This is a genomic window from Variovorax sp. CAN15 (genome assembly GCF_030462475.1).
Classification (GTDB): domain Bacteria; phylum Pseudomonadota; class Gammaproteobacteria; order Burkholderiales; family Burkholderiaceae_C; genus Variovorax.
The window spans coordinates 24,735-49,394 of sequence record NZ_JASMRZ010000011.1 but is presented as its reverse complement, the minus strand read 5'-3'; the positions used below and the strand labels follow the sequence as shown (position 1 = coordinate 49,394).

General features: G+C 67.7%; 23 protein-coding genes. 14 read left to right on the top strand and 9 right to left on the bottom strand.

Going from position 1 to position 24,660, the window contains the following annotated elements:
* The first annotated feature begins 93 nt into the window (after nucleotides 1–93).
* Complete coding sequence (locus QMO14_RS10790; RefSeq protein WP_301506972.1) at nucleotides 94–2,154, top strand: PEP/pyruvate-binding domain-containing protein; 2,061 nt, start codon at nucleotides 94–96, stop codon at nucleotides 2,152–2,154.
* Nucleotides 2,155–2,184: 30 nt separating this feature from the next.
* Here the strand turns inward: QMO14_RS10790 and QMO14_RS10785 are convergent, their stop codons facing one another.
* The 3 genes from QMO14_RS10785 to QMO14_RS10775 all read right to left on the bottom strand — a co-directional run bounded on the left by QMO14_RS10785 (nucleotide 2,185) and on the right by QMO14_RS10775 (nucleotide 5,999).
* A complete protein-coding gene (locus tag QMO14_RS10785) occupies nucleotides 2,185–4,158 on the bottom strand; it encodes a TRAP transporter large permease subunit (RefSeq protein WP_301506970.1) in 1,974 nt (657 codons plus the stop codon).
* On the bottom strand, nucleotides 4,155–4,775 hold the full coding sequence (locus QMO14_RS10780) for a TRAP transporter small permease subunit (protein WP_301506968.1): 621 nt from the start codon (nucleotides 4,773–4,775) through the stop codon (nucleotides 4,155–4,157). Before QMO14_RS10780 ends, QMO14_RS10785 begins: the two co-directional genes overlap by 4 nt.
* Nucleotides 4,776–4,883: 108 nt before the next feature.
* On the bottom strand, nucleotides 4,884–5,999 hold the full coding sequence (locus QMO14_RS10775) for a TRAP transporter substrate-binding protein (protein ID WP_301506966.1): 1,116 nt from the start codon (nucleotides 5,997–5,999) through the stop codon (nucleotides 4,884–4,886).
* Between the two features lie 177 nt (nucleotides 6,000–6,176).
* Between QMO14_RS10775 and QMO14_RS10770 the strand changes: the two genes are divergently transcribed.
* A complete protein-coding gene (locus QMO14_RS10770) occupies nucleotides 6,177–6,590 on the top strand; it encodes a rhodanese-like domain-containing protein (RefSeq protein WP_301506964.1) in 414 nt (137 codons plus the stop codon).
* A 207-nt stretch (nucleotides 6,591–6,797) separates the two neighbouring features.
* Here the strand turns inward: QMO14_RS10770 and lysM are convergent, their stop codons facing one another.
* Nucleotides 6,798–7,262, bottom strand: coding sequence for a peptidoglycan-binding protein LysM (gene lysM / locus QMO14_RS10765; protein WP_301506962.1), 465 nt, complete (start codon nucleotides 7,260–7,262; stop codon nucleotides 6,798–6,800).
* A 141-nt stretch (nucleotides 7,263–7,403) separates the two neighbouring features.
* Between lysM and QMO14_RS10760 the strand changes: the two genes are divergently transcribed.
* The gene (locus QMO14_RS10760) at nucleotides 7,404–8,192 is read left to right on the top strand and encodes a type III pantothenate kinase (protein ID WP_301506960.1); all 789 of its coding nucleotides are present in this window, start codon (nucleotides 7,404–7,406) and stop codon (nucleotides 8,190–8,192) included.
* 6 nt (nucleotides 8,193–8,198) lie between these two features.
* Here QMO14_RS10760 and QMO14_RS10755 read toward each other — a convergent pair whose 3' ends face one another.
* From QMO14_RS10755 to QMO14_RS10745, 3 genes are all read right to left on the bottom strand, one after another.
* Nucleotides 8,199–9,530: a serine hydrolase gene (locus tag QMO14_RS10755; RefSeq protein WP_301506958.1), complete on the bottom strand. Its 1,332-nt coding sequence runs from the start codon at nucleotides 9,528–9,530 to the stop codon at nucleotides 8,199–8,201.
* Between the two features lie 23 nt (nucleotides 9,531–9,553).
* Entirely contained in the window at nucleotides 9,554–10,369 is an 816-nt protein-coding gene (locus QMO14_RS10750; protein ID WP_301506956.1) for a crotonase/enoyl-CoA hydratase family protein, read from the bottom strand.
* 130 nt (nucleotides 10,370–10,499) lie between these two features.
* The gene (locus tag QMO14_RS10745) at nucleotides 10,500–11,348 is read right to left on the bottom strand and encodes a 3-hydroxybutyryl-CoA dehydrogenase (RefSeq protein WP_301506954.1); all 849 of its coding nucleotides are present in this window, start codon (nucleotides 11,346–11,348) and stop codon (nucleotides 10,500–10,502) included.
* Between the two features lie 185 nt (nucleotides 11,349–11,533).
* Between QMO14_RS10745 and purT the strand changes: the two genes are divergently transcribed.
* From purT to QMO14_RS10695, 10 genes are all read left to right on the top strand, one after another.
* Nucleotides 11,534–12,733, top strand: coding sequence for a formate-dependent phosphoribosylglycinamide formyltransferase (purT, locus tag QMO14_RS10740; RefSeq protein ID WP_301506952.1), 1,200 nt, complete (start codon nucleotides 11,534–11,536; stop codon nucleotides 12,731–12,733).
* Between the two features lie 299 nt (nucleotides 12,734–13,032).
* Nucleotides 13,033–13,974: an alpha/beta hydrolase gene (locus tag QMO14_RS10735; protein WP_301506950.1), complete on the top strand. Its 942-nt coding sequence runs from the start codon at nucleotides 13,033–13,035 to the stop codon at nucleotides 13,972–13,974.
* Nucleotides 13,975–14,084: 110 nt separating this feature from the next.
* The gene (locus QMO14_RS10730; RefSeq protein WP_301506948.1) at nucleotides 14,085–14,930 is read left to right on the top strand and encodes an AraC family transcriptional regulator; all 846 of its coding nucleotides are present in this window, start codon (nucleotides 14,085–14,087) and stop codon (nucleotides 14,928–14,930) included.
* Nucleotides 14,931–14,949: 19 nt separating this feature from the next.
* Nucleotides 14,950–15,825, top strand: coding sequence for a branched-chain amino acid ABC transporter permease (locus tag QMO14_RS10725; RefSeq protein ID WP_301506946.1), 876 nt, complete (start codon nucleotides 14,950–14,952; stop codon nucleotides 15,823–15,825).
* A 7-nt stretch (nucleotides 15,826–15,832) separates the two neighbouring features.
* Nucleotides 15,833–16,909: a branched-chain amino acid ABC transporter permease gene (locus QMO14_RS10720; protein ID WP_301506944.1), complete on the top strand. Its 1,077-nt coding sequence runs from the start codon at nucleotides 15,833–15,835 to the stop codon at nucleotides 16,907–16,909.
* Nucleotides 16,906–17,727 (top strand): ABC transporter ATP-binding protein, encoded by an 822-nt coding sequence (locus QMO14_RS10715; protein ID WP_301506942.1) that lies wholly within the window; start codon nucleotides 16,906–16,908, stop codon nucleotides 17,725–17,727. Before QMO14_RS10720 ends, QMO14_RS10715 begins: the two co-directional genes overlap by 4 nt.
* A gap of 340 nt (nucleotides 17,728–18,067) precedes the next feature.
* Nucleotides 18,068–18,841: an ABC transporter ATP-binding protein gene (locus QMO14_RS10710; protein ID WP_301506940.1), complete on the top strand. Its 774-nt coding sequence runs from the start codon at nucleotides 18,068–18,070 to the stop codon at nucleotides 18,839–18,841.
* Nucleotides 18,842–18,846: 5 nt separating this feature from the next.
* The gene (locus QMO14_RS10705; protein ID WP_301506938.1) at nucleotides 18,847–20,706 is read left to right on the top strand and encodes a long-chain fatty acid--CoA ligase; all 1,860 of its coding nucleotides are present in this window, start codon (nucleotides 18,847–18,849) and stop codon (nucleotides 20,704–20,706) included.
* A gap of 47 nt (nucleotides 20,707–20,753) precedes the next feature.
* Nucleotides 20,754–21,917 (top strand): ABC transporter substrate-binding protein, encoded by a 1,164-nt coding sequence (locus tag QMO14_RS10700; RefSeq protein WP_301506936.1) that lies wholly within the window; start codon nucleotides 20,754–20,756, stop codon nucleotides 21,915–21,917.
* Nucleotides 21,918–22,084: 167 nt separating this feature from the next.
* On the top strand, nucleotides 22,085–22,546 hold the full coding sequence (locus tag QMO14_RS10695; protein ID WP_301506934.1) for an EVE domain-containing protein: 462 nt from the start codon (nucleotides 22,085–22,087) through the stop codon (nucleotides 22,544–22,546).
* Between the two features lie 4 nt (nucleotides 22,547–22,550).
* Here QMO14_RS10695 and QMO14_RS10690 read toward each other — a convergent pair whose 3' ends face one another.
* Both QMO14_RS10690 and QMO14_RS10685 read right to left on the bottom strand, forming a co-directional pair.
* Nucleotides 22,551–23,204 (bottom strand): MarC family protein, encoded by a 654-nt coding sequence (locus QMO14_RS10690; protein WP_081270399.1) that lies wholly within the window; start codon nucleotides 23,202–23,204, stop codon nucleotides 22,551–22,553.
* Nucleotides 23,205–23,206: 2 nt separating this feature from the next.
* Entirely contained in the window at nucleotides 23,207–23,953 is a 747-nt protein-coding gene (locus QMO14_RS10685; protein ID WP_301506932.1) for an SDR family oxidoreductase, read from the bottom strand.
* Nucleotides 23,954–24,027: 74 nt separating this feature from the next.
* Here QMO14_RS10685 and QMO14_RS10680 point away from each other — a divergent pair, with 74 nt between their 5' ends.
* Complete coding sequence (locus tag QMO14_RS10680) at nucleotides 24,028–24,630, top strand: 2-hydroxychromene-2-carboxylate isomerase (RefSeq protein ID WP_301506930.1); 603 nt, start codon at nucleotides 24,028–24,030, stop codon at nucleotides 24,628–24,630.
* Nucleotides 24,631–24,660: the final 30 nt, after the last annotated feature.

Here is a 24,660-nt window from a genome sequence, read left to right as displayed (position 1 = left end):
AACGCGCGAGAATCCGCTGCCGCTGTCAGCGCCGCTCCCCTGCTTGGTGAAGCGCGCGTGGACTCGGCAACCGGTTGTAAGGAGGGACACCGCATGAAAAACCAGAACAACGCACGGCCCGTGAGTGCATCGTGCTTCCAAAAAAGTAGCGCGATCGCGTTTTGCGTGGCAGCCGCCGCAGCCATGCTGGCAGCCCAGCCCGCTGCCGCCCAGCTGGCGCGCAAGCCGTCGTACTACCAGCAGCAGAACCAGCAGCAGAGCCAGCCGCTGCCCGAAGGCCCCGCCGCCCAGCTCGTGCCGCGCCCCTCGGTGCCGTCGTCGCTGCCCGCGCTGCGCAGCCAGGGCGACTTCGACCAGCTCGCCCGCGTCTACGACGCCGGCACGCCGATGCAGCTGGCGCACGCGCTGTTCGCCATCGACCGGCAGGCCAGGCCGCCGCGCATGTACTACATCGACACGCCGCGCTACCAGCTGCACGTGCGCTTCCTGCGCGACACCCGGCTCGTGCCCAACACCATCAAGCGCGAGATCGACCGCAACTACCTCGTGCCCGATCGCCGCTTCCTGTTCGGCACGCTGAGCTGGCAGCAGAACATCGGCAGCTTCACCTACGAGTTCTGGGAGGGCGACAAGCTCACCGCGCCGCTGCTGCGGCAGGCCGACCAGCAGGTCAGGGCCAGCTTTTTCGGGCCGGTGAAGTTCAAGACCAACTCCACGCTGCACGAGCGCGTGGCGAAGGAAACCGGCATCGACTTCGTGAGCCAGGAGGCGCTGATCCGCGAGCAGCCCTTCCTGCCGATGAACCTCGGCACCGCCACCGGCCGCGTGCGCATCGTGGAAGACGACTCGGGCATCAACGCCCTGCTGCCCGACGACATCGCCGTGCTGCGACAGGTGCCCATCGGCCTGCCGCCGGTGGCGGCCGTGCTGACCGAGCGGCCCTCGACCGCGCTCTCGCACGTCAACCTGCTGGCCAAGGGCTGGGGCATTCCCAACGCCTACGTGCGCGACGCCGCCGCCGTGCTGAAGGAGCATGCGGGCCAGTGGGTGGCGCTGAAGGTGGCGGCTTCTGGCTACCAGGTGCGCCGTCTCACGGCGGATGAAATCGCCGCGCTGCCGCCGCGCGCGGTGCGCACCGCGGCCACCGGCGCCATGCCCGGCAGCTCGCGCGCCATCAAGCCCGACCTGCGCGAAAGCCGGCTGCTGCCGCTTGCCTCGCTGCGTGCGCGAAACAGCGCGCAGTGCGGCGTCAAGGCCGCGAACCTCGGCGCCATGCAGGCCGCGCGCATCCCCGGCACCTCGGTGCCCGACGGCTTCTGCATTCCCTTCGCGCACTACGACCGCTTCATGCGCGCCAACGGCCTGGCCGATCGCATCGCGCGCATGCAGCAGCAGCCGGGCTTCGCGAGCGACCCGAAGGTGCGCCAGAAGGCGCTGGCGCAACTGCGCGACGAGATCGTGCAGTGGCCCGTCGATGCAGCCACCGCCGCCGGCTGGCGCGCGGCCTGGCAATCGCAGCTGGGAGGAGGCGGCGTGTTCGTGCGCAGTTCGTCCAACTCCGAAGACCTGCCCGGCTTCAGCGGCGCGGGGCTCTACACCACCGTACCCAACGTCAAGACCGGCGATGCGCTCGAAGTGGCGGTGAAGAAGGTCTGGGCCTCGGTGTTCAACCCGGAGGCCTGGGAGGCCCGCAGCGCCGCCGGCTTCGCCGCCGAATCGGTACTGATGGGCGTCTTCGTGCAGACCGCCATCGACTCGACCAACGCCGGCGTGATGATCACCCGCGACCCCTTCGACGCCGGGCACCCGCACATCACCTACATCTCCGCCAAGCGCGGCATCGGCATCCGCGTGGTCGAGGGCCGCCGAGTGGCCGAGCAGGTGATGTACTCCAGCTGGTCCAGGGCCATCCAGGTGCTCAGCCGTTCGGCCGAAGACACCGCGCTGCAGCTCGACAAGGACGGCGGTGTGAAGGAAGTGCCGGTGGAAGCCGGCCGCAACGTGCTCACCGACGAACTGGTGGTGCGGCTCGCGAACGTGGGCGCCGCCGTGAAGCGCACCTTCAACGCGGTCGATCAGGACATCGAGTGGGCAACGGTGGGGGACAGGATCGTGCTGCTGCAGGCGCGGCCGTATGTGGAAAGGCAGCGCTGAAGCCGCCACTCCTGGCTCGGCCTGCCGCCGCTACTTGTACAGCAGCTGCGGCAGCCACAACCCGATCTGCGGCCACACGTACAGCAGCACGATGGCCAGCACCTGGATGCCCATGAAGGGCAGCATGCCCAGGAAGATCTGGTTCAGCGTCACGTGCGGCGGGCTCACGCCCTTCAGGTAGAAGGCGGCCATCGCGACCGGCGGCGAGAGGAAGGCGGTCTGCAGGTTCAGCGCCACCAGCAGCCCGAAGAACAGCGGGTCGACGCCGAAGTTGTCGAGCAGCGGGATGAAGATGGGCATGAAGATCACGATGATCTCGGTCCACTCCAGCGGCCAGCCCAGCAGGAAGATGATGACCTGGCTCAGGATCAGGAACTCCACCTTGGTGAGGTTCATGCCGAGCACCCACTCCTCCACCAGCGCCTGCCCGCCCAGCAGCGCGAACGCGGCCGAGAAGATGGCCGAGCCGACGAAGAGCCAGCACACCATGGCCGATGTCTTGGCCGTGAGGAATACCGACTCCTTCAGCACCGCGAGATTGAGGCGCCTGTAGGCCGCCGCCAGCAGCATGCCGCCGAGCGCGCCCATGGCGGCCGCCTCGGTGGGCGTGGCAAGGCCCAGCACGATCGAGCCCAGCACCGAGAGGATCAGCAGCACCAGCGGAAAGAACGATGCCAGCAGCATCTTGAAGATCTCGAGCCGCGCGAAGCTCAGGAACAGGTAGAACAGCGTGACGATGGCGCCGAAGATCGCGAAGGTGACCCACCACCAGGTTGGCGCGGGTCGCTGCGTGGCAGCCTCCGTAGCAGCAGGGGCCGAGGGCTCTGCGGTTCCTGCGGCGGTGGGCGCGGGGGAAGCGGCCGAGGCACCCGGCGGCTCGGACAGCGAGCCCTGGCTCGAGGCCGTGGCCGGTGCCGATGGTTGCGTATCGTCACCGGGAGGCTCCTGCAGTCCACCTTCCTGCGGTGGCTCCTGCAACCCGCCTTCGACCGGAGGCTCCTGCAGGCCGCCGGACTCCGGCGTGCTGCTGCGCACGGCCCCGATCTCCTCGATCTCGTAGCGCGCCTGGGCTTCCACTGTCGTCACGGCCTTGTAGCTGAAGGCGGCCAGCAGCAGGAAGATCACGCCCGGCATCGCGACGATGCCCAACTGCTTCAGCACATGCGAGAACGGCACGTCTGCATTGCGCCGCCCCTTCAGCAGGCCGACCAGCGCATGCGCGGCGGGGCTGTCGGCCAACCGCTGCGACAGCGGCGGCAGCGGCACGATGCGCTCCGCCTGCGACAGCGGCGGCGCCCATTGCGGCTTGAGCCACGCGACGATGATCATGTACAGCACATAGAGCGAAGCCAGCATCAGCCCCGGAAAGAACGCGCCCGCGTAGAGCTGCACCACCGACACGCCCGCCGTCGCGCCGTAGACGATCAGCAGCACCGACGGCGGAATCAGGATGCCCAGGCAGCCGCCCGCGGTGATCGAGCCGGCGGCCAGCGGCACGCTGTAGCCCGCGCGCAGCATGGCGGGCAATGCGAGCAGGCCCATCAGCGTGACCACCGCACCCACGATGCCCGTGGCCGTCGCGAAGATGGTGCAGGTCACCAGCGTGGCCACCGCGAGCGCGCCGGGCAGCCGCGCCAGCGCCAGGTGCAGGCTCTTGAACAACGACTCGATGAGGTTCGCGCGCTCCACCAGGTAGCCCATGAAGACGAAGAGCGGCACAGCGATGAGCACGTCGTTGGCCATGGTCTTGAAGGCCGACTGCACCATCAGGTCGAGCGTGCGGTGCCAGTCGCGGTCGTAGGCCAGCCAGGTGAAGAGCATGCCCATGCCCATCAGCGTGAACGCGGTGGGAAAACCCAGCATGATGGCCACCACCACCAGCGAGAGCATCAGCAGGCCGAGGTGGCCGTTGGTGATGGTGGGTGCGCTGGCCAGCACCGCTATCGCGCCGGCCACGATCAGCGCCATGAACGAGAGGCCGAACCAGAGTTCGCGTCGGATCATCGCGCGGCCTCCTTCGAGGCGACCACGCGGTCGAGCGCGGCGATGTCCTCGTCCTTCACGTGCACCATCTCCTTGAGCTTCTCGACGTCGACTTCCTCCACGTCCTGCTCGCGCGAGGGCCAGGCGCCGTCACGGATGCAGCGCACGCAGCGGATGATCTCCACCAGCCCCTGCAGCAGCAGCGTGAAGCCCGCCAGCGGAATGACGTACTTGAACGGGTACAGCGGCAGCGGCTCCGCCGAAAAGGTCTGCTCGCGGATGGCGAGCGATTCGCCCGCGTAGACCCATCCGGCCCAGGTCAGCGCGACGATGCCGGGCAGGAAGAAGACGATGTAGAGCACCAGGTCCACCAGCGCCTGCGTGCGCGGGCGGAAGAAGCCGTAGAGCACGTCGCCGCGCACGTGGCCGTTCTTCGAGAGCGTGTAGGCGCCCGCGGTCATGAACATGGTGCCGTACAGCATGATCTGCGCGTCCAGCACCCAGGCGTGGGGCTTGTTGAGGGCGTAGCGCGAGAACACCTCCCAGCTGATCAGCAGCGTGAGCAGCAGGGCGCACCAGGCGAAGGTCTTGCCGATCCATGTGGAGAACCGGTCGACCGCCAGCAGGAAAGATTGCATCGGAACGAACTCCTCGCCGCGTCGTTCTTGTCTCGCGCGGCAGCTTTGGCGCAGGCATGAAAAGAGGGCACCGCCCGGGTGCCCTCGCGTCGCATCGAACCCGTTGGCTCAGGTCTTCTTCGCCTGCCGTCCGAAGTAGTGGTTGTAGGCCATCTTGAAATCGACCGAGTAGTCGTTCTGCCACTGGCCCGCGCGCTCGGCGAAGGCGCGCTGCGAGTCGAGCACCTTCTTGAACATCGGGTTCTCGGCCGACTTCTTCGCGATGGTCTTGTCCCACGAGGCGAGCTGCGCGCGCAGCACCGCGTCGGGCGTCTTGTAGAACTTGATGCCGGACTTTTTCAGTTCCTCGTAGTCCTTCGAGTTGCGGTCGATGGCCTTCCAGCTCATCTCGGCGCTCGCGGCCTGCGTGGCGTACTCGATGATCGACTTGAGCTCGGCCGGCAGCGCCTTCAGCTTGCCGCCGTTGAACAGCACCTCGAACTGCTCGCCGCTCTGGTGGAAGCTCTGCAGCATGCAGTTCTTGGCCACGTCGGGAAAGCCCAGCACGCGGTCGCTCGATGCGTTGTTGAACTCGGCCGCGTCGATCAGGCCGCGGTCCAGCGCGGGCACGATCTCGCCGCCGGGCAGCGGATTCACGGCCGCGCCCATGTCGGTGAACACGTCCACCGCCAGGCCCACGGTGCGGAACTTCAGGCCCTTCATGTCCTCGGCCTTGGCCACCGGCTTCTTGAACCAGCCCAGCGGCTGCGTGGGCATGGGGCCGTAGAGGTAGGAGACCACGTCGAGGTTCAGGCCCTTGTAGATCTCTTCCATCAGCGCCTTGCCGCCACCGAAGGTGTGCCAGGCCAGCACCATGTTAGCGTCCATGCCGTAGCCCGGGCCCGAGCCCCACAGCGCGAGCGCGGAGTTCTTGCCGTACCAGTACGCGACCACGCCATGGCCGCCGTCGAGCGTGCCCTTGGCCACCGCGTCCAGCAGCTGGAAGGCGGGCACCACCGAGCCGGCCGGCAGCACCTCGATCTTCAGGCGGTTGCCCGCCATGTCGTTGACCTTCCTGGCGTAGTCCTGCGCGTACTCGTGGAAGATGTCCTTCGCGGGCCAGGTGCTCTGGAAGCGAAGGGTGGTGGTCTGGGCCATGCTGACCATCGGCACGGACATGGCGCCCGCAGCCACGGCGGCGCCCTTGAGCAGCCCGCGGCGGCGGGGCATCTTGCTGTCTGTCATTTGTCTCTCTCCAAACGGTTCTGACTTGGGAAAACCCAGGCTGTCCGTCTTGGAGTTATGGTTCGACAGGCCCAAGGCGCCATCTTTGGCGCAGGGGAGCACTCAACAAACAGGGTTTTCACGAACCGGGGAAAAATTCCGGGGCATGAAAACCCGCATCGCAAGGACGCAACAGAGATGACAGAACCCGTCGATAACAAGGGCTATGCAGGCGACGTGACGCCCGAGCAGGCCGCGCAATGGATGGCCAGCGGCGAAGCCGTGCTGGTCGACGTGCGCACCGACGCCGAGCGCGAATGGGTCGGCTATGTGCCCGGCGCCGTGCCCCTGGCCTGGAAGCAATGGCCCGGCATGGCGATGAACCCGGCCTTCGACGAAGGCGTGCGCGCGGCGGCCGAAGGCGGCAGCAAGAAGGTCGTGCTGCTGTGCCGCAGCGGCGTGCGCTCCATCGCGGCGGCCAAGCGAGCCACCGAGCTGGGCGTGGAGGCCTACAACATCCTCGAAGGGTTCGAGGGCAACCCGGACGAGAACGGGCATCGCGGGTTGACGGGCGGCTGGCGCAAGCGCGGGCTGCCCTGGCGGCAGAGCTGAGCCCGCAGCCGCCAGGCCGAGTACCTCATGGCAGGGGTAGGAGGAATTCGTTGCCCACAAGGCGACGATCGTTGCTGATCGAGCAACAGGCATCCGGCCCGCATGGATGGGTACGAGCCGCGTTTGGTTGCCTCGTAATCGGCTTCGCAAAAAGCAGAAAGGCCCACGGCACGCCGCGGGCCTTCCGAATCGCGCGACGAAAAGAGATCAGCCCAGTGCCGGGATGCGCAGCTTCTGCCCCGGATAGATCTTGTCCGGATGCGTCAGCATCGGCTTGTTCGCCTCGAAGATCACGTTGTACTTGTTGGCGTCGCCGTAGTACTTCTTCGAGATGGCCGAGAGCGTGTCGCCGCGCACCACGTCGTGGTACTGGGCGGGCGGCGCGGCCGGTGCGACGAGGTTGTTCTCGACGCTGGTCACGTTCGCCACGTTGCCGGCTGCGAGCGATGCCTTCTCGCTGGCCTCCTGCGAAGGCGCCTGCCCCGCGAGGGTGACCACGCCGGTTGCGGCGGTGTAGGTCACCTCCAGGCCCGTGAGGCCGAGGTTCTGCGTCTCGATGTAGGTCTTGATGGCGGCAGCGGCCGCCTGGTTGGCGTCGGGCGTGGCGGCCTGCGCCGACGAGCCGCCGAACAGCTTCTCACCAGCCTCCTTGATGAAACTCAGCAATCCCATGGTTCTCTCCTTGTGCGGTGGTGAATGAATGATGGAACTGGCTAATTTAGCGGTGGAACTCCGGCGGCCGGCGTAGGCCCATGCCGCGTGTGTCAACGACGTGCCAGCAGAAATAGACACAAAGTCGCAATAATCCCGCGCATGTCATCCCCCTTCCTCGCCATCGACATCGGCAACACCCGCCTCAAGTGGGCGCTCTACGACTCGGCCCGCCCCGGTGCCGCGTTGCAGGCGCAGGGCGCCGAATTCCTCGACCACATCGAACGGCTGGCCGACGGCCCGTGGGCCGACCTGCCTTCGCCCGGCTCGATGCTGGGCTGCGTGGTGGCCGGCGACGCGGTGCGGCGCCGCGCCGAGGAGCAGATCGTCGAGCGCTTCGACTGCACGCCGCGCTGGGTGATGTCGAGCGCGGGCGAGGCCGGCATCGTCAACGGCTACGACCATCCCACGCGCCTGGGCGCCGACCGCTTCGTGGCGATGATCGGCGCGCGCCACCGCATGCTGGCTGCGGCGAAGCCGGGACAGCCGCCGCGGCCGATGGTGGTGGTGCTGATCGGCACGGCCGTGACGGTCGAGGCCGTCGACGCCGACGGCAAGTTTCTCGGCGGCCTGATCCTGCCGGGCCACGGCATCATGCTGCGCGCGCTCGAGTCGGGCACGGCGGGCCTGCACGTGCCCACCGGCGAGGTGCGCGAGTTCCCCACCAACACCAGCGACGCGCTGACCAGCGGCGGCACCTACGCCATCGCGGGCGCGGTGGAGCGCATGGTGCAGCACGTGCGCTCGCACTGCGGCGCCGAGCCGGCCTGCTACATGACCGGCGGCGCGGGCTGGAAGATGGCGCCCGTGATGAACGGGCACTTCGAGCTGGTCGAGAGCCTCATCATGGACGGCCTGCTCGTAATCGCCCGCGAGCGGGCATCGGCCTGAAGAGGCTCAGGGGCGCATCAGCGCCTCGGCCATCGCCTGGAACGCCGGCAGCGTGAGCGGATCGTTCGCGCCGTTGGCCGCCACCGGGTGCGCCGCGTAGCGCACGATCACCATCTCGGCCTTCGGGTCCACGTAGATGCTCTGGCCGTGGATGCCGCGCGCCATGTAGGCGCCGTGCGGGTTGTTCGACACCCACCACATGTCGCGGTAAGACCAGCCCTTGAGCAGCGGATAGCCGGCCTTCATGAACTTCGCCGGGTCGCCTCCGCGCTGGATGTCGTCGACCACCGCCTTCGGAATGGCCTGCTGCCCGTTGGAGGCACGCCCGCCGTTGCGCATGGTCTCGCCGAAGCGCGCGAGGTCGCGCAGCACGGTGTTCAGGCCGCCGCCGCCCGACTCGGTGCCGATGCGGTCGACCATGAAGTAGGCGTCCTGCTCGGCACCGATGCGGCGCCAGATCTTCTCGCTCAGCAGGTCGGCCAGCGACTGGTTGCTGGCGCGGCGAACGATCCAGGCCAGCACCTCGGCGTTGACCGTCTTGTAGGCGAAGGCATCGCCGTGCTCGCCTTCCTTCTTCAGCGTGACGAGGAATTCGTAGAACGACTTCGGGCCGGTGTAGTTCGCGCCCTGGGTGAGCATGCCGCCGGCACGCGCGTAGTCCCAGATCTCGGCCTTGGGGTCGGCATAGTTCTCGGAGTAGTGCACGCCCACGGTCATGTCCATCACCTGGCGCACGGTGGCGTCGCCGTAGGCCGTGTCCTTGAGCTCGGGGATGTACCTGGTGACCGGCGCGGCCGGGTCCAGCTTGCCTTCGTCCGCGAGGATGGCCGCCAGCGTGCCCACGAAGGACTTGGTGACCGACATCGCGATGTGCGGGCGCTCTGGCGTGAGCGCGCCGAAGTACTTCTCGTAGACCACCTTGCCGCGATGCATCACCAGGATGCCGTCGGTGTAGGTGCCCGAGATCATCTGGGCGAAGTTCAGCGTCTGCTCGCCGCCCAGGGGCTTGAAGGTGACGGCCTCGACGTCGAAGCGCGCTGGCGCCGAAGGCAGCGGGCTGGCCGCGCCGCCGCCGCGCCACACGTTGGCGGTGGGCACCGTCTCGCGCACGTGCGAGAAGCTCCAGCGCGTGCGCGGAAACACGCCGCCGGCCGGGTTGTCGAAGGTGATGAGCTTGTCGGGCGGGGGCGGAAAGCCCTTCATCCAGCCCATGGCGTCGACCGAGGTGGCGGCAGGGTCGGGCAGCGCGGGAGGCGTGGGCGTCTGTGCGGAAGTGGTGTTCACGGCGAGCAGGGTGAAGGCGGCGGCGAGCGCCGTGCGTGCTGGAGAAAAAGGCATCTTGTCGTTCTCGGTGAAAGGGATCAACGGCCGCTGAAGCGTGCCGGACGGCGTTCGATGAAGGAGCGCGCGCCCTCGGCGGCATCCTCGCTGTTCGACAGGCGCTTCTGCGTCTCGATGAATTCCGACACGGCGGCCAGCGGGCCCTGTTCCACGGCCTTGATCACGTTCAGCCGCGTGGCCACCACCGCCAGCGGCGCCTGCGCCGCGATGCGCTGCGCGATGGCCAGCGCCGCGTCGAGCTCCTGCCCGGTGGGCACCACCTTCTGCACGAAGTTGAGGCGATAGGCCTCGGCGCTGTCGAACTCGTCGGCCGTCAGCAGGTGCAGCATCGCGTTGCCCACGCCCGCGCGCTCGGCCATGCGCAGCGTGGCGCCGCCCGTGGCCATGATGCCGCGCTGCACTTCCATCTGCGAGAAGCGGCAGTTGTCGGCCGCCACAACGATGTCGGCGCCCAGCATCAGCTCGATGCCCACCGTGAAGCAGATGCCCTTGACCGCCACCACCATCGGCTTGGTGCGGCGGCGGTAGTCGGGCAGGCCGAAGTCGTGCGGCTCCACCAGGCCGGCGGGAATCGCCTTCTCGCCGCGCTTCATGTACTCGGTGACCGCCGGCAGGTCGAGGCCCGCCGTGAAGTGGTCGCCGAAGGCATGCAGCACGCCCACGCGCAGGTTCGGATCGTCGTCCAGCCGGGTGTAGGCCTCGGCCAGCTGCTTGAACATCGGCGGCGTCCAGCCGTTGCGCTTGGCGGGGCGGTTGATGCCGATCAGCAGCACGTGGTCTAGCACCTGGGTGTCGATGCAACCTTCGGCGGGCGGGGTGGTGGGCGTGGCGGTCATGTGAGCGGTCTCCTTTTCTTGTCTTTTCAAGGAACACCGCGGAACCGGCTTTGCCGGGCCGCTGGTGTTGCCCCCGGTAGGGGGTTGGCGAAGCGACACGAAGTGCGCGAAGACTGGGGGCGAGCCAGTGTCAGTACGTGTAGACGCCGCGGCCCGTCTTGCGACCCAGCTGGCCGGCAGCCACCATCTCCTTCAGCAGCGGGCAGGGGCGGTACTTGGAGTCGCCGAACTGCTCCAGGTACACCTCCATCACGGCCAGGCACACGTCCAGGCCGATCATGTCGGCCAGCGCCAGCGGGCCGATGGGCTGGTTGCAACCCAGCTTCATGCCGGCGTCGATGTCTTCCGCCGTGGCGATGCCTTCGGACAGCACGAAGAAGGCCTCGTTGATCATCGGCACCAGGATGCGGTTGACGACGAAGCCCGGCGCGTTCTTCACCGTGATGGGCGACTTGCCCAGGCGCTCGGCCAGTTCCTTCACCGTGTCGTGCGTGGCGTCGCTCGTGAGGTAGCCGCGAATGAGCTCCACCAGCGCCATCATCGGCACCGGGTTGAAGAAGTGCATGCCGATGAAGCGGTCTGCGCGCGAGGTGGCGGCGGCCAGCTGCGTGATCGAGATCGACGAGGTGTTGGAGGCGATGATGACTTCGGGCGCGAGCATCTCGTCGACCTGCTTGAGGATCTTGAGCTTGAGCGCGTGGTTCTCGGTGGCCGCCTCGATGACCAGCTGGGCGCTCTTCAGGTCTTCGTAGTTCGTCGAGCCCTTGATGAGCGCCAGCGCGGCGGTCTTCTGCTCGGCGGTGAGCTTTTCCTTCTTGATGAGGCGGTCGAGGCTGCCCGACACCGTGGCCAGGCCCTTGTCGACCGCTGCCTGGGCGATGTCGACCATCACCACGTTCACGCCGGCCACCGCGCAGGCCTGCGCGATGCCGTTGCCCATCGTTCCGGCGCCGATGATGCCTACAGTCTGGATAGCCATGAGAGAACTCCTTGGAGAAAGCAAAAAGAAAAGGGGGAACGCGCGGCTGGCGCCACGGCAAAGACATCGATTGTGAATCAGCCCCGCGCCCTCGCCGTTCCCGCGTGCGACACCGCCGGCTGCCGGTGGCTTACAGTGCTGCGGTTGCTTTTTTCCGCTCTTTCCGTTCTTTTCGATTTCCGACCATGACCACCCTCGGCACCCCCCTTTCCCCCTCCGCAACCCGCGTGATGCTCCTGGGCTCCGGCGAACTCGGCAAGGAGGTGCTGATCGCCCTGCAGCGCCTCGGCGTCGAGACCATCGCCGTCGACCGCTACGAGAACGCCCCCGGCCAGCAGGTGGCGCACCACGCGCGCACCATCACCATGAGCGACCCCGATCAGCTCAAGGCGCTGATCGAGGCCGAGAAGCCCGCGCTGGTGGTGCCCGAGATCGAGGCCATCGCCACGCCCATGCTGCAGGAGCTGGAAGAGGCCGGCACAGTGCGCGTCATTCCCACGGCCCGCGCCGCCCGCCTGACCATGGACCGCGAAGGCATCCGCCGCCTGGCCGCCGAGACGCTGGGCGTGCCCACCAGCCCCTACAAGTTCTGCGACTCGCAGGCCGAGCTGCAGGCGGCCATCGACGAAGGCATCGGGTACCCCTGCATCGTCAAGCCGGTGATGAGCAGCTCCGGCAAGGGCCAGAGCAAGATCGACGGGCCCGCCGACGTGCAGAAGGCCTGGGACTACGCCATGGCCGGCGGCCGCGTGAGCCACGGCCGCGTGATCGTCGAGGGCTTCATCGACTTCGACTACGAGATCACGCTGCTCACCGTGCGCGCCAAGGACGCCGCCGGCGGCGTGCAGACGCAGTTCTGCGACCCCATCGGTCACGTGCAGGTGAGCGGCGACTACGTGGAAAGCTGGCAGCCTCAMCCCATGGCGCCCGCCGCGCTCGCGAAGGCGCAGCAGATCGCCCAGGCCGTGACGGCCGACCTGGGCGGCCAGGGCCTGTTCGGCGTGGAGCTCTTCGTGAAGGGCGACGAGGTCTGGTTCAGCGAGGTCAGCCCGCGCCCGCACGACACCGGCATGGTCACCATGGCCACCCAGTGGCAGAACGAGTTCGAGCTGCATGCGCGCGCCATCCTTGGCCTGCCTGTGGATACGTCGCTCAAGAGCCCGGGCGCCAGCGCGGTGATCTACGGCGGCGTGGACGCCACCGGCATCGCCTTCGACGGCGTGGCCGATGCGCTGCGGGTGCCCGGCAGCGACATCCGCCTGTTCGGCAAGCCCGAGAGCTTCACCAGGCGCCGCATGGGCGTGGCGCTCGTGCATGCAGCCGACACCGACACCGCCCGCAAGCTGGCCAAGGAAGCCGCTTCGCGTGTGAAACCCCGAAAGTAGAGCTGGCCCCCAGGCTTCGCGCACTTCGTGTCGCTACGCCAACCCCCTGCCGGGGGCGACACCAGCGGCCCGGCAAAGCCGGTTCCGCGGTGTCCCTGGCCCGAGCCATGCCGGCGCGTGGGCCTTGCGGAGGAGGAGCCTCCGCGATAGATGTAGCCAGTTTCCGCAAGCCTTGCCTTGGCGCGCGCGGGCATGGTGCTGGGGCTTGCCGGGCCCGGTCGGGGGGGCGGGTGCATGCGGATACCGCGGGCGCCCGATGCCTCCCACACTGGACGCTCGCAAGATCTACCGGAGACACCATGCTGCATCCCCAGGCGCGCGCCCTGCTGGACTTCATCGAGGCGCGCGGCATTCCGCCGACGCACACCCTGTCCCCCGCCGATGCGCGGGCCTTCTACCGCGAGCGCCGCACCGCCACGCAGCCGCTGCCGCCCGAAGTGGCCGAGGTGCGCGACCTCGCCGCCGACGGGCCGCACGGCACCATCCCGGTGCGCCTGTACCGGCCGATGGGCTCCGGCGTTGGGCCTTTGCCGGTGCTGGTGTACTACCACGGCGGCGGCTGGGTCATCGGCGACCTCGACACGCACGACGTGCTGTGCCGCGAGCTGGCCAACGGCGCGGGCTGCGCGGTGGTCGCGGTGGACTACCGCATGGGCCCCGAGCACCGCTTTCCCGCCGCCGTCGACGACGTGCTGGCCGCCACCCGCTGGGTGCGCCGCGAAGCCGCCACGCTGGGGCTGGATGCGAGCCGCCTTGCGGTGGGCGGAGACAGCGCGGGCGGCAACCTCGCGGCGGTGGTGTCGATCGCCGCGCGCGACGCGGGCGACCTGCCCATCGTCTACCAGCTGCTGATCTACCCCGCCACCGACATGCGGCGCGGCCACGCCTCGCACCAGGCCAACGGGCAGGGCTACCTGCTCACGGCGGACACGATCCGCTACTTCCACGACCACTACATCACAGACGCGAAGCACGACCTCGACTGGCGTGCCTCGCCGCTGCTGCACCCCGATCTTTCGAAGCTGCCGCCCGCGCTGGTGCTCACCGCCGGCTACGACCCGCTGCGCGACGAAGGTGCCGCGTATGCCGAGGCGCTCACCGCCGCCGGCAACAGCGCCGTGTACGTGTGCTTCGAGCGGCAGATCCACGGCTTCGTGCCGATGGGCAAGGTGCTCGACGAGGCCAACGCGGCGGTCGCGCTGTGTGCCGCCGAGCTGCGCCGCGCGTTCGCGCAAGCCTAGGGAAAGTCCCCGCGCAAATCGATATCGCCCATGCGGCCCTCGCCGCTACGATCCAGCCAACAAAGACGCCACCACGCAGTGGCAGTCCACCGATGCAGGAGACAAACACCATGCAGCGAACGAGGACGACGCCGCCGCCCGCGCGCGACGCCGAGAGGCAAGGCGAACGCCTGATGTGGCTCACGCCGCACCGCGTGTTCTACGCCGGCCTGCTCGGTGCCGCCGCCGAGCGCACGATGGGCGGGCACGGCGTGTACGTGTCGCCCGCCGGCGCGCCGCCCACGCGCATCCGCATCGGCGGCGGGGCCTGGATGAGCGGCGAATTCATCGTGGTGCCGCCGCACGTGCCGCACGAGGTGGAGACCGCGCATCCGCTGATCTTCAACCTGCTGGTCGAGTCGGAGTCGGTCGACCCCGCGCGCATGCCGGCCTTCCTGCAGCACTGCGGCCCGGTGGAGGCGCCGGCCTTCGTGCAGCGCGTGCGCGATGCCCATGCGAACCTGCTTGCTGCCTCGGCGCGCGGCATGAATTTCGAGGGCTTCGACTTCGACGCCATGTTCTTCGGCGAGCCGCTCGCGCCGCGCGCGCTCGACGGGCGCATCCGCAAGGTGGCCGACGCCATCAACGCCGATCCGGCCTCGCCGGCCTCGGCGGAGGAGTGGGCGGCTTCGGTGCACCTGTCGTTCTCGCGCTTCCTGCATCTGTTCAAGCAGGAGACCGGCATGGCCTTCCGTGCCTTCCGGGCATGGAAGCGCGGGCGCAGCCTGCTGCGCTACGTGCGCCAGAGCAGCACGCTGACCGACATCGCGCTCGACACCGGCTACCCCGACTCGACGCACTTCAGCCACTCGATCCGCCAGGTCTACGGCCTCAAGCCCAGCGACATCGTGGCGGGTTCGCGCCGGCTCGCGCTGCATGACGCGGCCGGCGGCAGCGGTGGCTTCACCCGGCAATGAACGCGGCGGAACAGAGTCCATGCAGATTCTTCAGCTGCTGCTGTCGGGCATTGCGCAAGGCTGCATCTACGGCCTGATCGCGCTGGGCTTCGTGCTCATCTACAAGGCCACCGAGACGGTGAGCTTCGCGCAGGGCGACCTGATGATGCTCGGTGCCTTCGGCGCGTTCGCGGGCATGTCGCTGTTCGGCATGCCCTTCTGGCTCGCGGCCATCCTCACGGTGGTGGCGATGGCAGCCTTCGGCGTGCTGCTGGAGCTGGTGGTGATCCGGCCGATCCTCGGGCAGCCGCAGTTCTCCATCGTCATGCTGACGATCGGCATCGCCTACGTGGCGCGCGGCATCATCACCATGGTGCCGGGCATCGGCACCGAGACCCACACGCTGGCCGTGCCCTACAAGGACCAGATCTGGAAGCTGGGCGAGCTGGTGGTCAACCTGGAACAGCTCGCGATCATCATCGCCACCGCCGTGCTGTGCGGCCTGCTGTTCGCGATGTTCCGCTACAGCAAGCTGGGTATCGCGATGCAGGCCTCGTCGCAGAACCAGCTGGCGGCCTACTACATGGGCATTCCGGTGAAGCGGCTCAACGGACTGGTGTGGGGGCTCGCGGCGGCGGTCGCGGCCATCGCGGGCATGCTGCTGGCGCCCATCACCTTCGTGCACGCGAACATGGGCTTCATCGGGCTGAAGGCCTTTCCGGCGGCGGTGGTGGGGGGCTTCGGCAGCCTGCCGGGCGCGATCGTCGGCGGGCTGGTGATCGGCATCGTCGAATCGTTCGCGGGCTTCTACCTGCCCGACGGGTTCAAGGACACGGCGCCGTACATCGTGGTGCTGCTGATGCTCATGATCAAGCCGAACGGCCTGTTCGGCGAGAAGCTGCGCAAGAAGGTGTAGATCCCATATGCGCTTCATCTTCAAGACCAGCTACGACCAGGACATCCGCCTTGCGCGGCACGGCGGCCATGTGTTCTGGTACGGCATGCTCGTTGCGTTCCTCATCGCCGCGCCGTGGGTCATCGACGAGTACTGGCTCGCGCAGCTGACCTTCGTGCTGATCTACGGCATCGTCGGCCTGGGGCTGATGCTGCTGGCCGGATTCACGGGGCAGTTCTCCATCGGGCATGCGGCGTTCCTGGGCGCGGGGGCCTACACGCAGGGCGTGCTGACGAACCTGGGCGTGCCGTTTCCGCTGGCATTGATTGCAGCTGCGGCGCTGTCGGCGGCGGTGGGCGTGGTGGTCGCGCTGCCGGCGTTGCGCGTGAAGGGCATCTACCTGGGCATTGCGACGCTGTCCTTCGGCTTCATCGTCGAAGAAGTGTTCGCGCGGTGGGAGAGCGTGACGGGCGGCAACGCGGGGCTGCACGTGAAGTCGCCGCAGCTCTTCGGCTGGTCGCTGGGCTCGGGCGAGGGCTTCTATTTCCTGTGCCTGGTGGTGGCGGTGCTGGCCACGCTCGGCATCCTGAACCTGCTGCGTTCGCCGACGGGGCGGGCCTTCGTCGCGATCCGCGATTCGGAGATTTCGGCGCAGAGCATGGGCATCCACCTGGCGCGCTACAAGACGATGTCGTTCGCGATCTCTGCGGCGCTGGCGGGGCTTGGCGGCGCGCTGTACGCGCACAAGCTGAGCTTCATTTCGCCGGACCAGTTCAGCATCCTGCAGTCCATCGACCTGCTGCTGATGGTTGTGATCGGTGGACTGGGCTCGGTGCACGGCGCGTTCCTGGGCGCGATCTTCCTGATCGCGATGCCGCAGCTCATTTCCATCGGCAAGGACTGGCTGCCCGAGGCCATCGGACAGGCGCCGGGCCTGCAGGGGCTGGTGTACGGGCTGGTGCTGATCGCCTTCGTGCTGTTCGAGCCGCTGGGCCTGTACGGGCGCTGGCTGAAGATTCGCACCTGGCTGCAGCTCTTTCCCTTCTACCGCAAGGGCCTGTTCAAGCGGCAGAAGTCCTTCACCAAATCGGACCGGCTGAGATGAGCGGCGGCGACATTCTTCTTTCGGCCAGGGAACTGAGCGTGCGCTTCGGCGGCGTGCTGGCGGTCAACAAGGTGAGCTTCGACGTGCGCCGCGGCGAGGTGTTCACGCTGATCGGCCCGAACGGCGCGGGCAAGACGACGGTGTTCAACCTGATCAGCCGCATCTACACGCCGACCACCGGCGCGATCGAGTGGCATGGCGAGCCGGGCGGGCCGCTCGCGCTGACGCAGCAGGCACCGCATGCCATCGCGGCGCTGGGTATCGCGCGCACCTTCCAGAACATCGAGCTTTTCGAGCATGCGACGGTGCTGCACAACCTGCTGATCGGCCGCCACACGCACCGGCAGACGGGTTTCTGGAGCGAGGTGTTCTTCACGCCGGCCACGCGGCGCGCGGAGATCGCGGCGCGAGAGAAGGCCGAGCAGGTGATCGACCTGCTGGACCTGCAGCACCATCGCGACTCGATGGTGGCGGGGCTGCCCTATGGCGTGCGCAAGGTGGTGGAGCTGGCGCGGGCGCTGTGCACAGAGCCCAAGCTGCTGCTGCTCGACGAGCCTTCCTCCGGCCTCAACGTGGAGGAGACGGCCGACATGGCGTTCTGGATCCAGGACATCCAGCATGAGCTGGGCGTGTCGGTGCTGATGGTCGAGCACGACATGTCGCTCGTGTCGAAGGTGTCGGACCGGGTGCTTGCGATGAACCAGGGCGAGGTGCTGGCTACCGGGTCTCCGGGGGAAGTTCAGGCCGATCCTCGTGTTGTCGAGGCCTATCTGGGGACCGTGGACGATGTGAGCAGTTTGAGGAGGGTGGCGGCGTGAATGCTTCGTTCGTTGCCTCTTTGGGGACGCCCGGTGTGCGGTGCGGGGCGGGCGCCCCCACTATGCCGGCCCTTCGGGCTCCCTTCCGGTGCTCGCTTTCCGCGGGGTCCCGCCCAAACTCGCTTCGCTCAAACAAGGGCGGGCCCTTATCCGCGGAAAGCTGCGCTCCTCAGCGGCACAGAGGGGGCGCCCGCCCCGCACCGCACACCGGGCTTGGTCGGAGGTGGAATCGTCCTGTGCGTGTCCACGGCGTTGGGGCGGATACCCCGGGCGGGCCGGTGACGTCGGCCCGCCCGGGGCATCCGCCCCAACGCCGCTCCCCGAACGAAGGAGCCACCGCATGAGCGACATCGTTCTCCAGCTCATGAACATCGAGAGCGCCTACGGCCCGATCAAGGCCATCCGGGGCGTGAGCTTGAAGGTCAGCAAGGGCGAGATCGTGACCGTGCTCGGCTCGAACGGCGCGGGCAAGACGACCATCCTGAAGACCATCTCGGGAATCATCGACCCGCGCAAGGGCAGCATCGAGTTCCAGGGCAAGGACATCACGGCCAAGGACCCGGCCTATATCGTCCAGCAGGGCCTGAGCCACGTGCCCGAGGGGCGCGAGGTGTTTCCGCTGCTGTCGGTGAAGGACAACCTGCTGATGGGCGCCTACACCCGCAAGGACCGCGACGGCGTGGCGCGGGACATCGAGACGGTCTACGCCTATTTCCCGATCCTGCGCGAGCGCGCCTCGCAGGACGCCGGGCTGCTGTCGGGCGGGCAGCAGCAGATGCTGGCGATCTCGCGCGCCATCATGGCCGCGCCGCATCTCATTCTTCTGGACGAGCCCAGCCTCGGCCTGAGCCCGAAGCTGACAAAAGAGATCTTCGAGATCGTGGTGCGCATCAACCGCGAGCGCGGCACCACCATCCTGCTGGTGGAGCAGAACGCCAACATGGCGCTCAACGCGGCCGACCACGGCTACGTGCTGGAGAACGGCCGCATCGTGATGGAAGACTCCTGCGAACGCCTGAGGGAGAAGGAGGACATCAAGGAGTTCTACCTCGGCATGAAGGACGACGGCGTGCGCGGCGAGCGGCGCTGGAAGAAAAAGAAGACCTGGAGGTAGCAGCCATGCAGCAAGGACTCTGGGACCTGAACACCTTCGCGCCGAAGCACGACATCGTCGTGCCCGGCGACACCATTCCCGCGATGTTCTGGAACGCCGTGAAGCAGCGCGGCGACAGCGTCTGGATGCGGCAGAAGAAGCTGGGCATCTGGCGCAGCTGGAGCTGGCACCAGACGGCCGACGCGGTGCGCGAGATCGCCGCGGGGCTGCAGGCCATCGGCTTCGCGCCGGGCGAGTGCGCATCGATCCTGTCGAACACCGTCATCGAATGGGTGCTGGCGGATCTCGCTGTGCTCAGCTGCGGCGGCGTCTCCAACGGCATCTATCCGACCGACGCGGCCTCGCAGGTGCACTACCTGTGCGAGGACTCGCGCACCACCGTGCTCTTTGTCGAAGACGATGAGCAGCTCGACAAGGCACTGGAAGTGCGCGCCGGCCTGCCGGTGCTGCGCCGCGTGATCGTGTTCGACATGGAGGGCCTGCGCGAGCTGGACGACGCCGGCGTGATGAGCCTCGACGCCCTGCGCGCCCTGGGCCGCGAGCGCCTGGCGGCCGACCCGCAGGCCGTGGAGCGCGCGGTGGCCGCCTGCCGCCCGGAAGACCTGGCGATCCTGGTCTACACCTCGGGCACCACGGGCAAGCCCAAGGGCGCGATGCACAGCCATGCCGGGCTCGTCTACACCGCGCGCGGCTACAACACGCTGGTGGCTCAGGACCAGCAGGACGAGCGCATGTGCTTCCTGCCGCTGTGCCACATCGCGGAGCGCATGGGCGGCGAGTATTTCGCGATGTACACCGGCTCCATCCTCAACTTCGTCGAGAACCCGGAGACGGTGCCCGAGAACGTGCGGGAGATCGCGCCCACCGTGTTCACGGCGGTGCCGCGCGTGTGGGAGAAGTTCTATTCGGGCGTGATGATCGCGCTGAAGGAAGCCGGCCCGCTGCAGCAGGCGGCCTACAAGTGGAGCATCGGCGTGGGCGGGCAGATCGCCGACCGCGTGCTGGCCGGCCGGCCCGTGGGGGCAGCGCTGAAGCTCAAGTTCCGGCTGGCGCGGGTGCTCGCGCTGGACAACGCGCGCAAGCTCATCGGCATCCACCGTTCGCGCTTCCTGGTGACGGGTGCGGCGCCCATCTCGCCGGAGCTGGTGAAGTGGTACCTGGCGCTGGGCGTACCGATGCTGGAGGTGTGGGGCATGACCGAATCCTGCGGCGCCTCCACGGCAGTGCCGGCCGCGCGCATCAAGCCGGGCTCGATCGGCCCGGCCACCAGCTACAACGAGGTGCGCGTGGACCCGGCCACCGGCGAGATCCTGGTGCGCGGCCCCAATGTCTTCATGGGTTACCTCAACCTGCCGGAGAAGACGGCAGAGACCATCGACGCCGACGGCTGGCTGCACACGGGCGACGTGGGCGTGATGGACGAGGACGGGTATTTCCGCATCACCGACCGCATGAAAGACATCATCATCACCGCGGGCGGGAAGAACGTGACGCCCAGCGAGCTGGAGAACGAGCTCAAGTTCAGCCTCTACATCACCGATGCCGTGGTCATCGGCGACCGGAGGCCCTACCTCACGGTGATCGTCATGATCGACCAGGAGAACGTCGAGAAATTCGCGCAGGACAACGACGTGCCGTTCAGCAACTACGAGAGCCTGACGCGCGCCAAGGAAGTGCAGGACCTGATCCAGGGAGAGATCGACCGCGTCAACGCCAAGTTCGCGCGCGTGGAGCAGATCAAGAAGTTCTTCCTGCTGGAGACGCAGCTCAGCGCGGAGGACGAGGAGCTGACGCCGACGATGAAGCTCAAGCGCAAGCTGGTGCAGACCAAATACGCAGGGCGCATCGAGGCCATGTACAGCTGATCGACATTGCAGATCCGTTTTTTTCGTCAACCCGAGGAGACAACCGCATGAAGCTCAAGACACTGACGACGCTGGCCGTGCTGGGACTGATCGCGACGCTCGCGTCCGCGCAGCAGCAGGGCGTGAGCAAGGACGAGATCCGCATCGGCACCATCCAGGACCTGTCGGGCCCGCTCGCGGGCTTCGGCAAGCAGGCGCGCAACGGCATGCAGCTGCGCGTGGACGAACTCAACGAGCAGGGCAGCGTCAACGGCCGCAAGCTCAAGCTCTTCGTGGAGGACTCGGGCTACGACCCGAAGAAGGCCGTACTGGCCGCGCAGAAGCTGGTGAACCAGGAGAAGATCTTCATCATGGCCGGCCACATCGGCACCGCGCAGAACATGGCGGCCATGCCGGTGCAGTTCGACAAGAACATCATCAACTACATGCCCATCACCGCGGCGCGCGAGATGTACGAGCCGCTGAACCGCCTGAAGTATTCGTTCGCCGCCACCTACTACGACCAGATCAGGCTGGCGCTGCCGAAGATGATCAAGGACAAGGGCGCCAAGAAGGTCTGCACCATCTACCAGGACGACGAGTTCGGCCTGGAAGTGCAGCGCGGCGCCGAGGCGGGCCTGAAGGCCGCGGGCATGGAGTTGGTCGAGAAGACCTCGTTCAAGCGCGGCGCCACCGACTTCAGCTCGCAGGTCGCGAAGATGAAGGCCGCCAACTGCGACCTCGTGGTGCTCGGCACCATCATCCGCGAGACCATCGGCACCGTGGGCGAGGCGCGCAAGACCGGCTTCAACCCGACCTTCCTGGGTTCGAGCGCGGCCTACACCGACCTGATCCACAAGCTGGGCGGCAAGGCGATGGACGGCGTCTACGCCACCATGACGGTGCAGAACCCCTACACCGACGAGCAGTCGCAGCCGCTGCGCTTCTGGGCCAACAAGTACAAGACCAAGTTCAACGAGGACCCGACGGTGTTCTCTGTGTACGGCTACGTGATCATCGACTCGTTCATCAAGGCTGCCACCAAGGCCGGCCCGAACCTCACGACCGACAGCTTCATCAAGGCCATGGACAGCATGACCTTCGAGCCCGACATGTTCGGCAGCCCCAAGAGCACCTACACCGCCACCAAGCGCCTGGGCAACGACCAGTCGCGCCTGTCGCAGATCAAGGACGGCAAGTGGGTGGTGGTGTCCGACTATGTGACACCCTGACCGGGTACTTCCCCATGCTTCACGCACTTCGTGTCGCTACGCACACCCCCTCGCCGGGGGCAACACCCGCGGCCCGGCAGAGCCGGTGCCGCGGTGTTCCGCGATGAAGGCGCGCAGTCTGGTGCGGGTTTATATTTGCGGCGAACTCCTCTGGTGAAGAGCCCGCAATGCCGCAGTACTGGTTGATGAAATCCGAGCCCGACGAGGTCTCGATCGACGATGCGCTCGCCGCGCCCGACGCCACCGTGGCCTGGACCGGCGTGCGCAACTATCAGGCACGCAACTTCATGCGCGACGGCATGAAGATCGGCGACGGCGTGCTGTTCTATCACTCGAGCTGCCCGGAGCCGGGCATCGCCGGCATCGCGCGGGTGGCCTCGGGCATCAAGCCCGATCCGACGCAGTTCGATGCGAAGTCGCCCTACTACGACGCGGGCTCGAAGAAGGACGATCCGCGCTGGCTGCTGGTGGATGTGCAGGCGCTGCGCAAGACGCGCCTGCTGGCGCTGCCCGAGCTGCGCGCCAAGCCCGAGCTGGCCGACCTGGTCGTGCTGCGCAAGGGCAACCGGCTGTCGATCACGCCGGTGGAGCCGGCGCACTGGAAGATCATCGAGAAGATGCTGGCCTGACGGCTCAGCCGATCTTGTTCAGGATCGGGAACAGCTTGCCGAGCCCGTCGGCCATCACCTCGACCGCGAGCGCCGCGAGGATCAGGCCCATCAGCCGCGTCATGATGTTGATGCCGGTCTTGCCGAGCACGCGCGCGATCGGCTGCGCGAGCGAGAACGCCAGGGCAGTGGCCAGCGCCACCACCACGCCGTAGCCCACGAGGATCGCCAGCTCCCACAGGTGCTGCGCCTTGTCGGCGTAGATCACCACGGTGGAGATGGTGGCCGGCCCGGTGAGCAGCGGAATGGTGAGCGGCACCACCGCGATCGACGCGCCCATCGACGCCTTCACCTCGGTGGCGCGCAGTTCCTCCACATTGGTCTTGCTCTCGGCCGGCTTCGCATTGAGCATCGACAGCGAGCTCATGAGCAGCAGCAGCCCGCCGCCGACCTGGAAGCTCGCGATGGAAATGCCGAAGAAGGACAGCAGCTGCAACCCCAGCAGCGCGCTCACGGCGATGACCACGAAGGCGCTGAAGGCCGACATGCGCACCGTGTGGCGGCGCTGCGCGTCGCTGTAGCCCTGCGTGTAGTGGATGAAGAAGGGCACGATGGCCAGCGGGTTGACGATGGCCACCAGTGTCACCAGCGGCTTGATCAGGTCCATCGAGGTGCTCATGCTCAGCGGCCTCCGGTGACGTCGAGCAGGGCGGTGGTGGTGTAGCTGGCCTCGGGCGACAGCAGCCACAGGATGGCGCCGGCGATCTCCTCGGCGGTGCCGGTGCGCTTCATCGGCACGGTGGGCGCGAGTTCGAAGGCGCGGTCGGGCAGGCCGCCCGAGGCGTGGATCTCGGTGTCGATCAGGCCCGGGCGCACCGCGTTGACGCGGATGCCTTCTTCCGCCACCTCCTTGGCCAGGCCGATGGTGAAGGTGTCGATGGCGCCCTTGCTCGCGGCGTAGTCGACGTACTGGCCCGGCGAGCCCAGCCGCGCGGCGCCGCTGGAGATGTTGACGATGGCGCCGCCCGAGCCGCCGTAGCGCGTGCTCATGCGCCGCACCGCCTCGCGCGCGCAGACGAAGCTGCCGATCACGTTGATGCGGAACATGCGCTCCAGCCGCGCGACGCTCATCTCGTCGACGCGCGCCGTCACGTCGACCACGCCGGCGTTGTTGACCAGCGCGGTAAGGCGGCCGAAGCGGGCGTCGACCTTCTGGAACATGGCCAGGACCTGCGCCTCGTCGCCCACGTCGGCCTGCACGGCCATGGCGTTGCCGCCGTTGTCACGGATGGTGCGCACCACTTCGTCGGCGGCCAGCGAGTTGGTGGCGTAGTTGACGGCCACCGCGTAGCCGCGGCTGGCCGCGAGCAGGGCCGTGGCCGCGCCGATGCCCCGGCCGCCGCCCGTGATCAATAGCACCTGGTCCAAAACCCACCTCCTGCAGAGAAACTGCGTGTCAGTTAAAACGACTGGCTTGGATTACATCACCCGGGGGCATGCGCATGAGCACCAAGACGATCGACTATTACTTTGCGCCACAGAGCCCGTGGACATATCTGGGGCATTCCCGCTTCGAGGCGATCGCGGCGGCTGCGGGCGCCACGGTTCGGGTGCGGCCCATCGACATGGGCAGCGTTTTCCCGGTGTCGGGCGGGCTGCCGCTGGGCAAGCGGGCGCCGCAGCGCCAGGCCTACCGGCTGGTCGACCTGGCGCGCTACTCGAAACACCTGGGGCTGCCGCTGAACGTCAAGCCGAAGTTCTTTCCGGTGGCGGGCGACGACGCGGCGCGGCTCATCATCGCGGTCGACATGCACGACGGCGCCGAGGCCGCCATGCGCATGTGCGCGGCGGTGTTCCAGGCCGTGTGGGTGCAGGAGCGCAACATCGGCGATCCGAAGGTGCTCGATTCGCTGGTGGTCGAATGCGGGCTGTCGCCCAAGCGCGGCGAGCAGTCGCAGAGCCAGGCGGTGCAGGAGCGCTACGAGGCCTACACGCAGGAGGCCATCGACATTCAGGTGTTCGGCGCGCCGAGCTACGTGATCGACGGCGAAATTTTCTGGGGGCAGGACCGCCTCGACTTCGTCGAGCGGGCGCTGCGCCCGTAACCCCGGCATCCTTTTCCTCTCACCGGATGC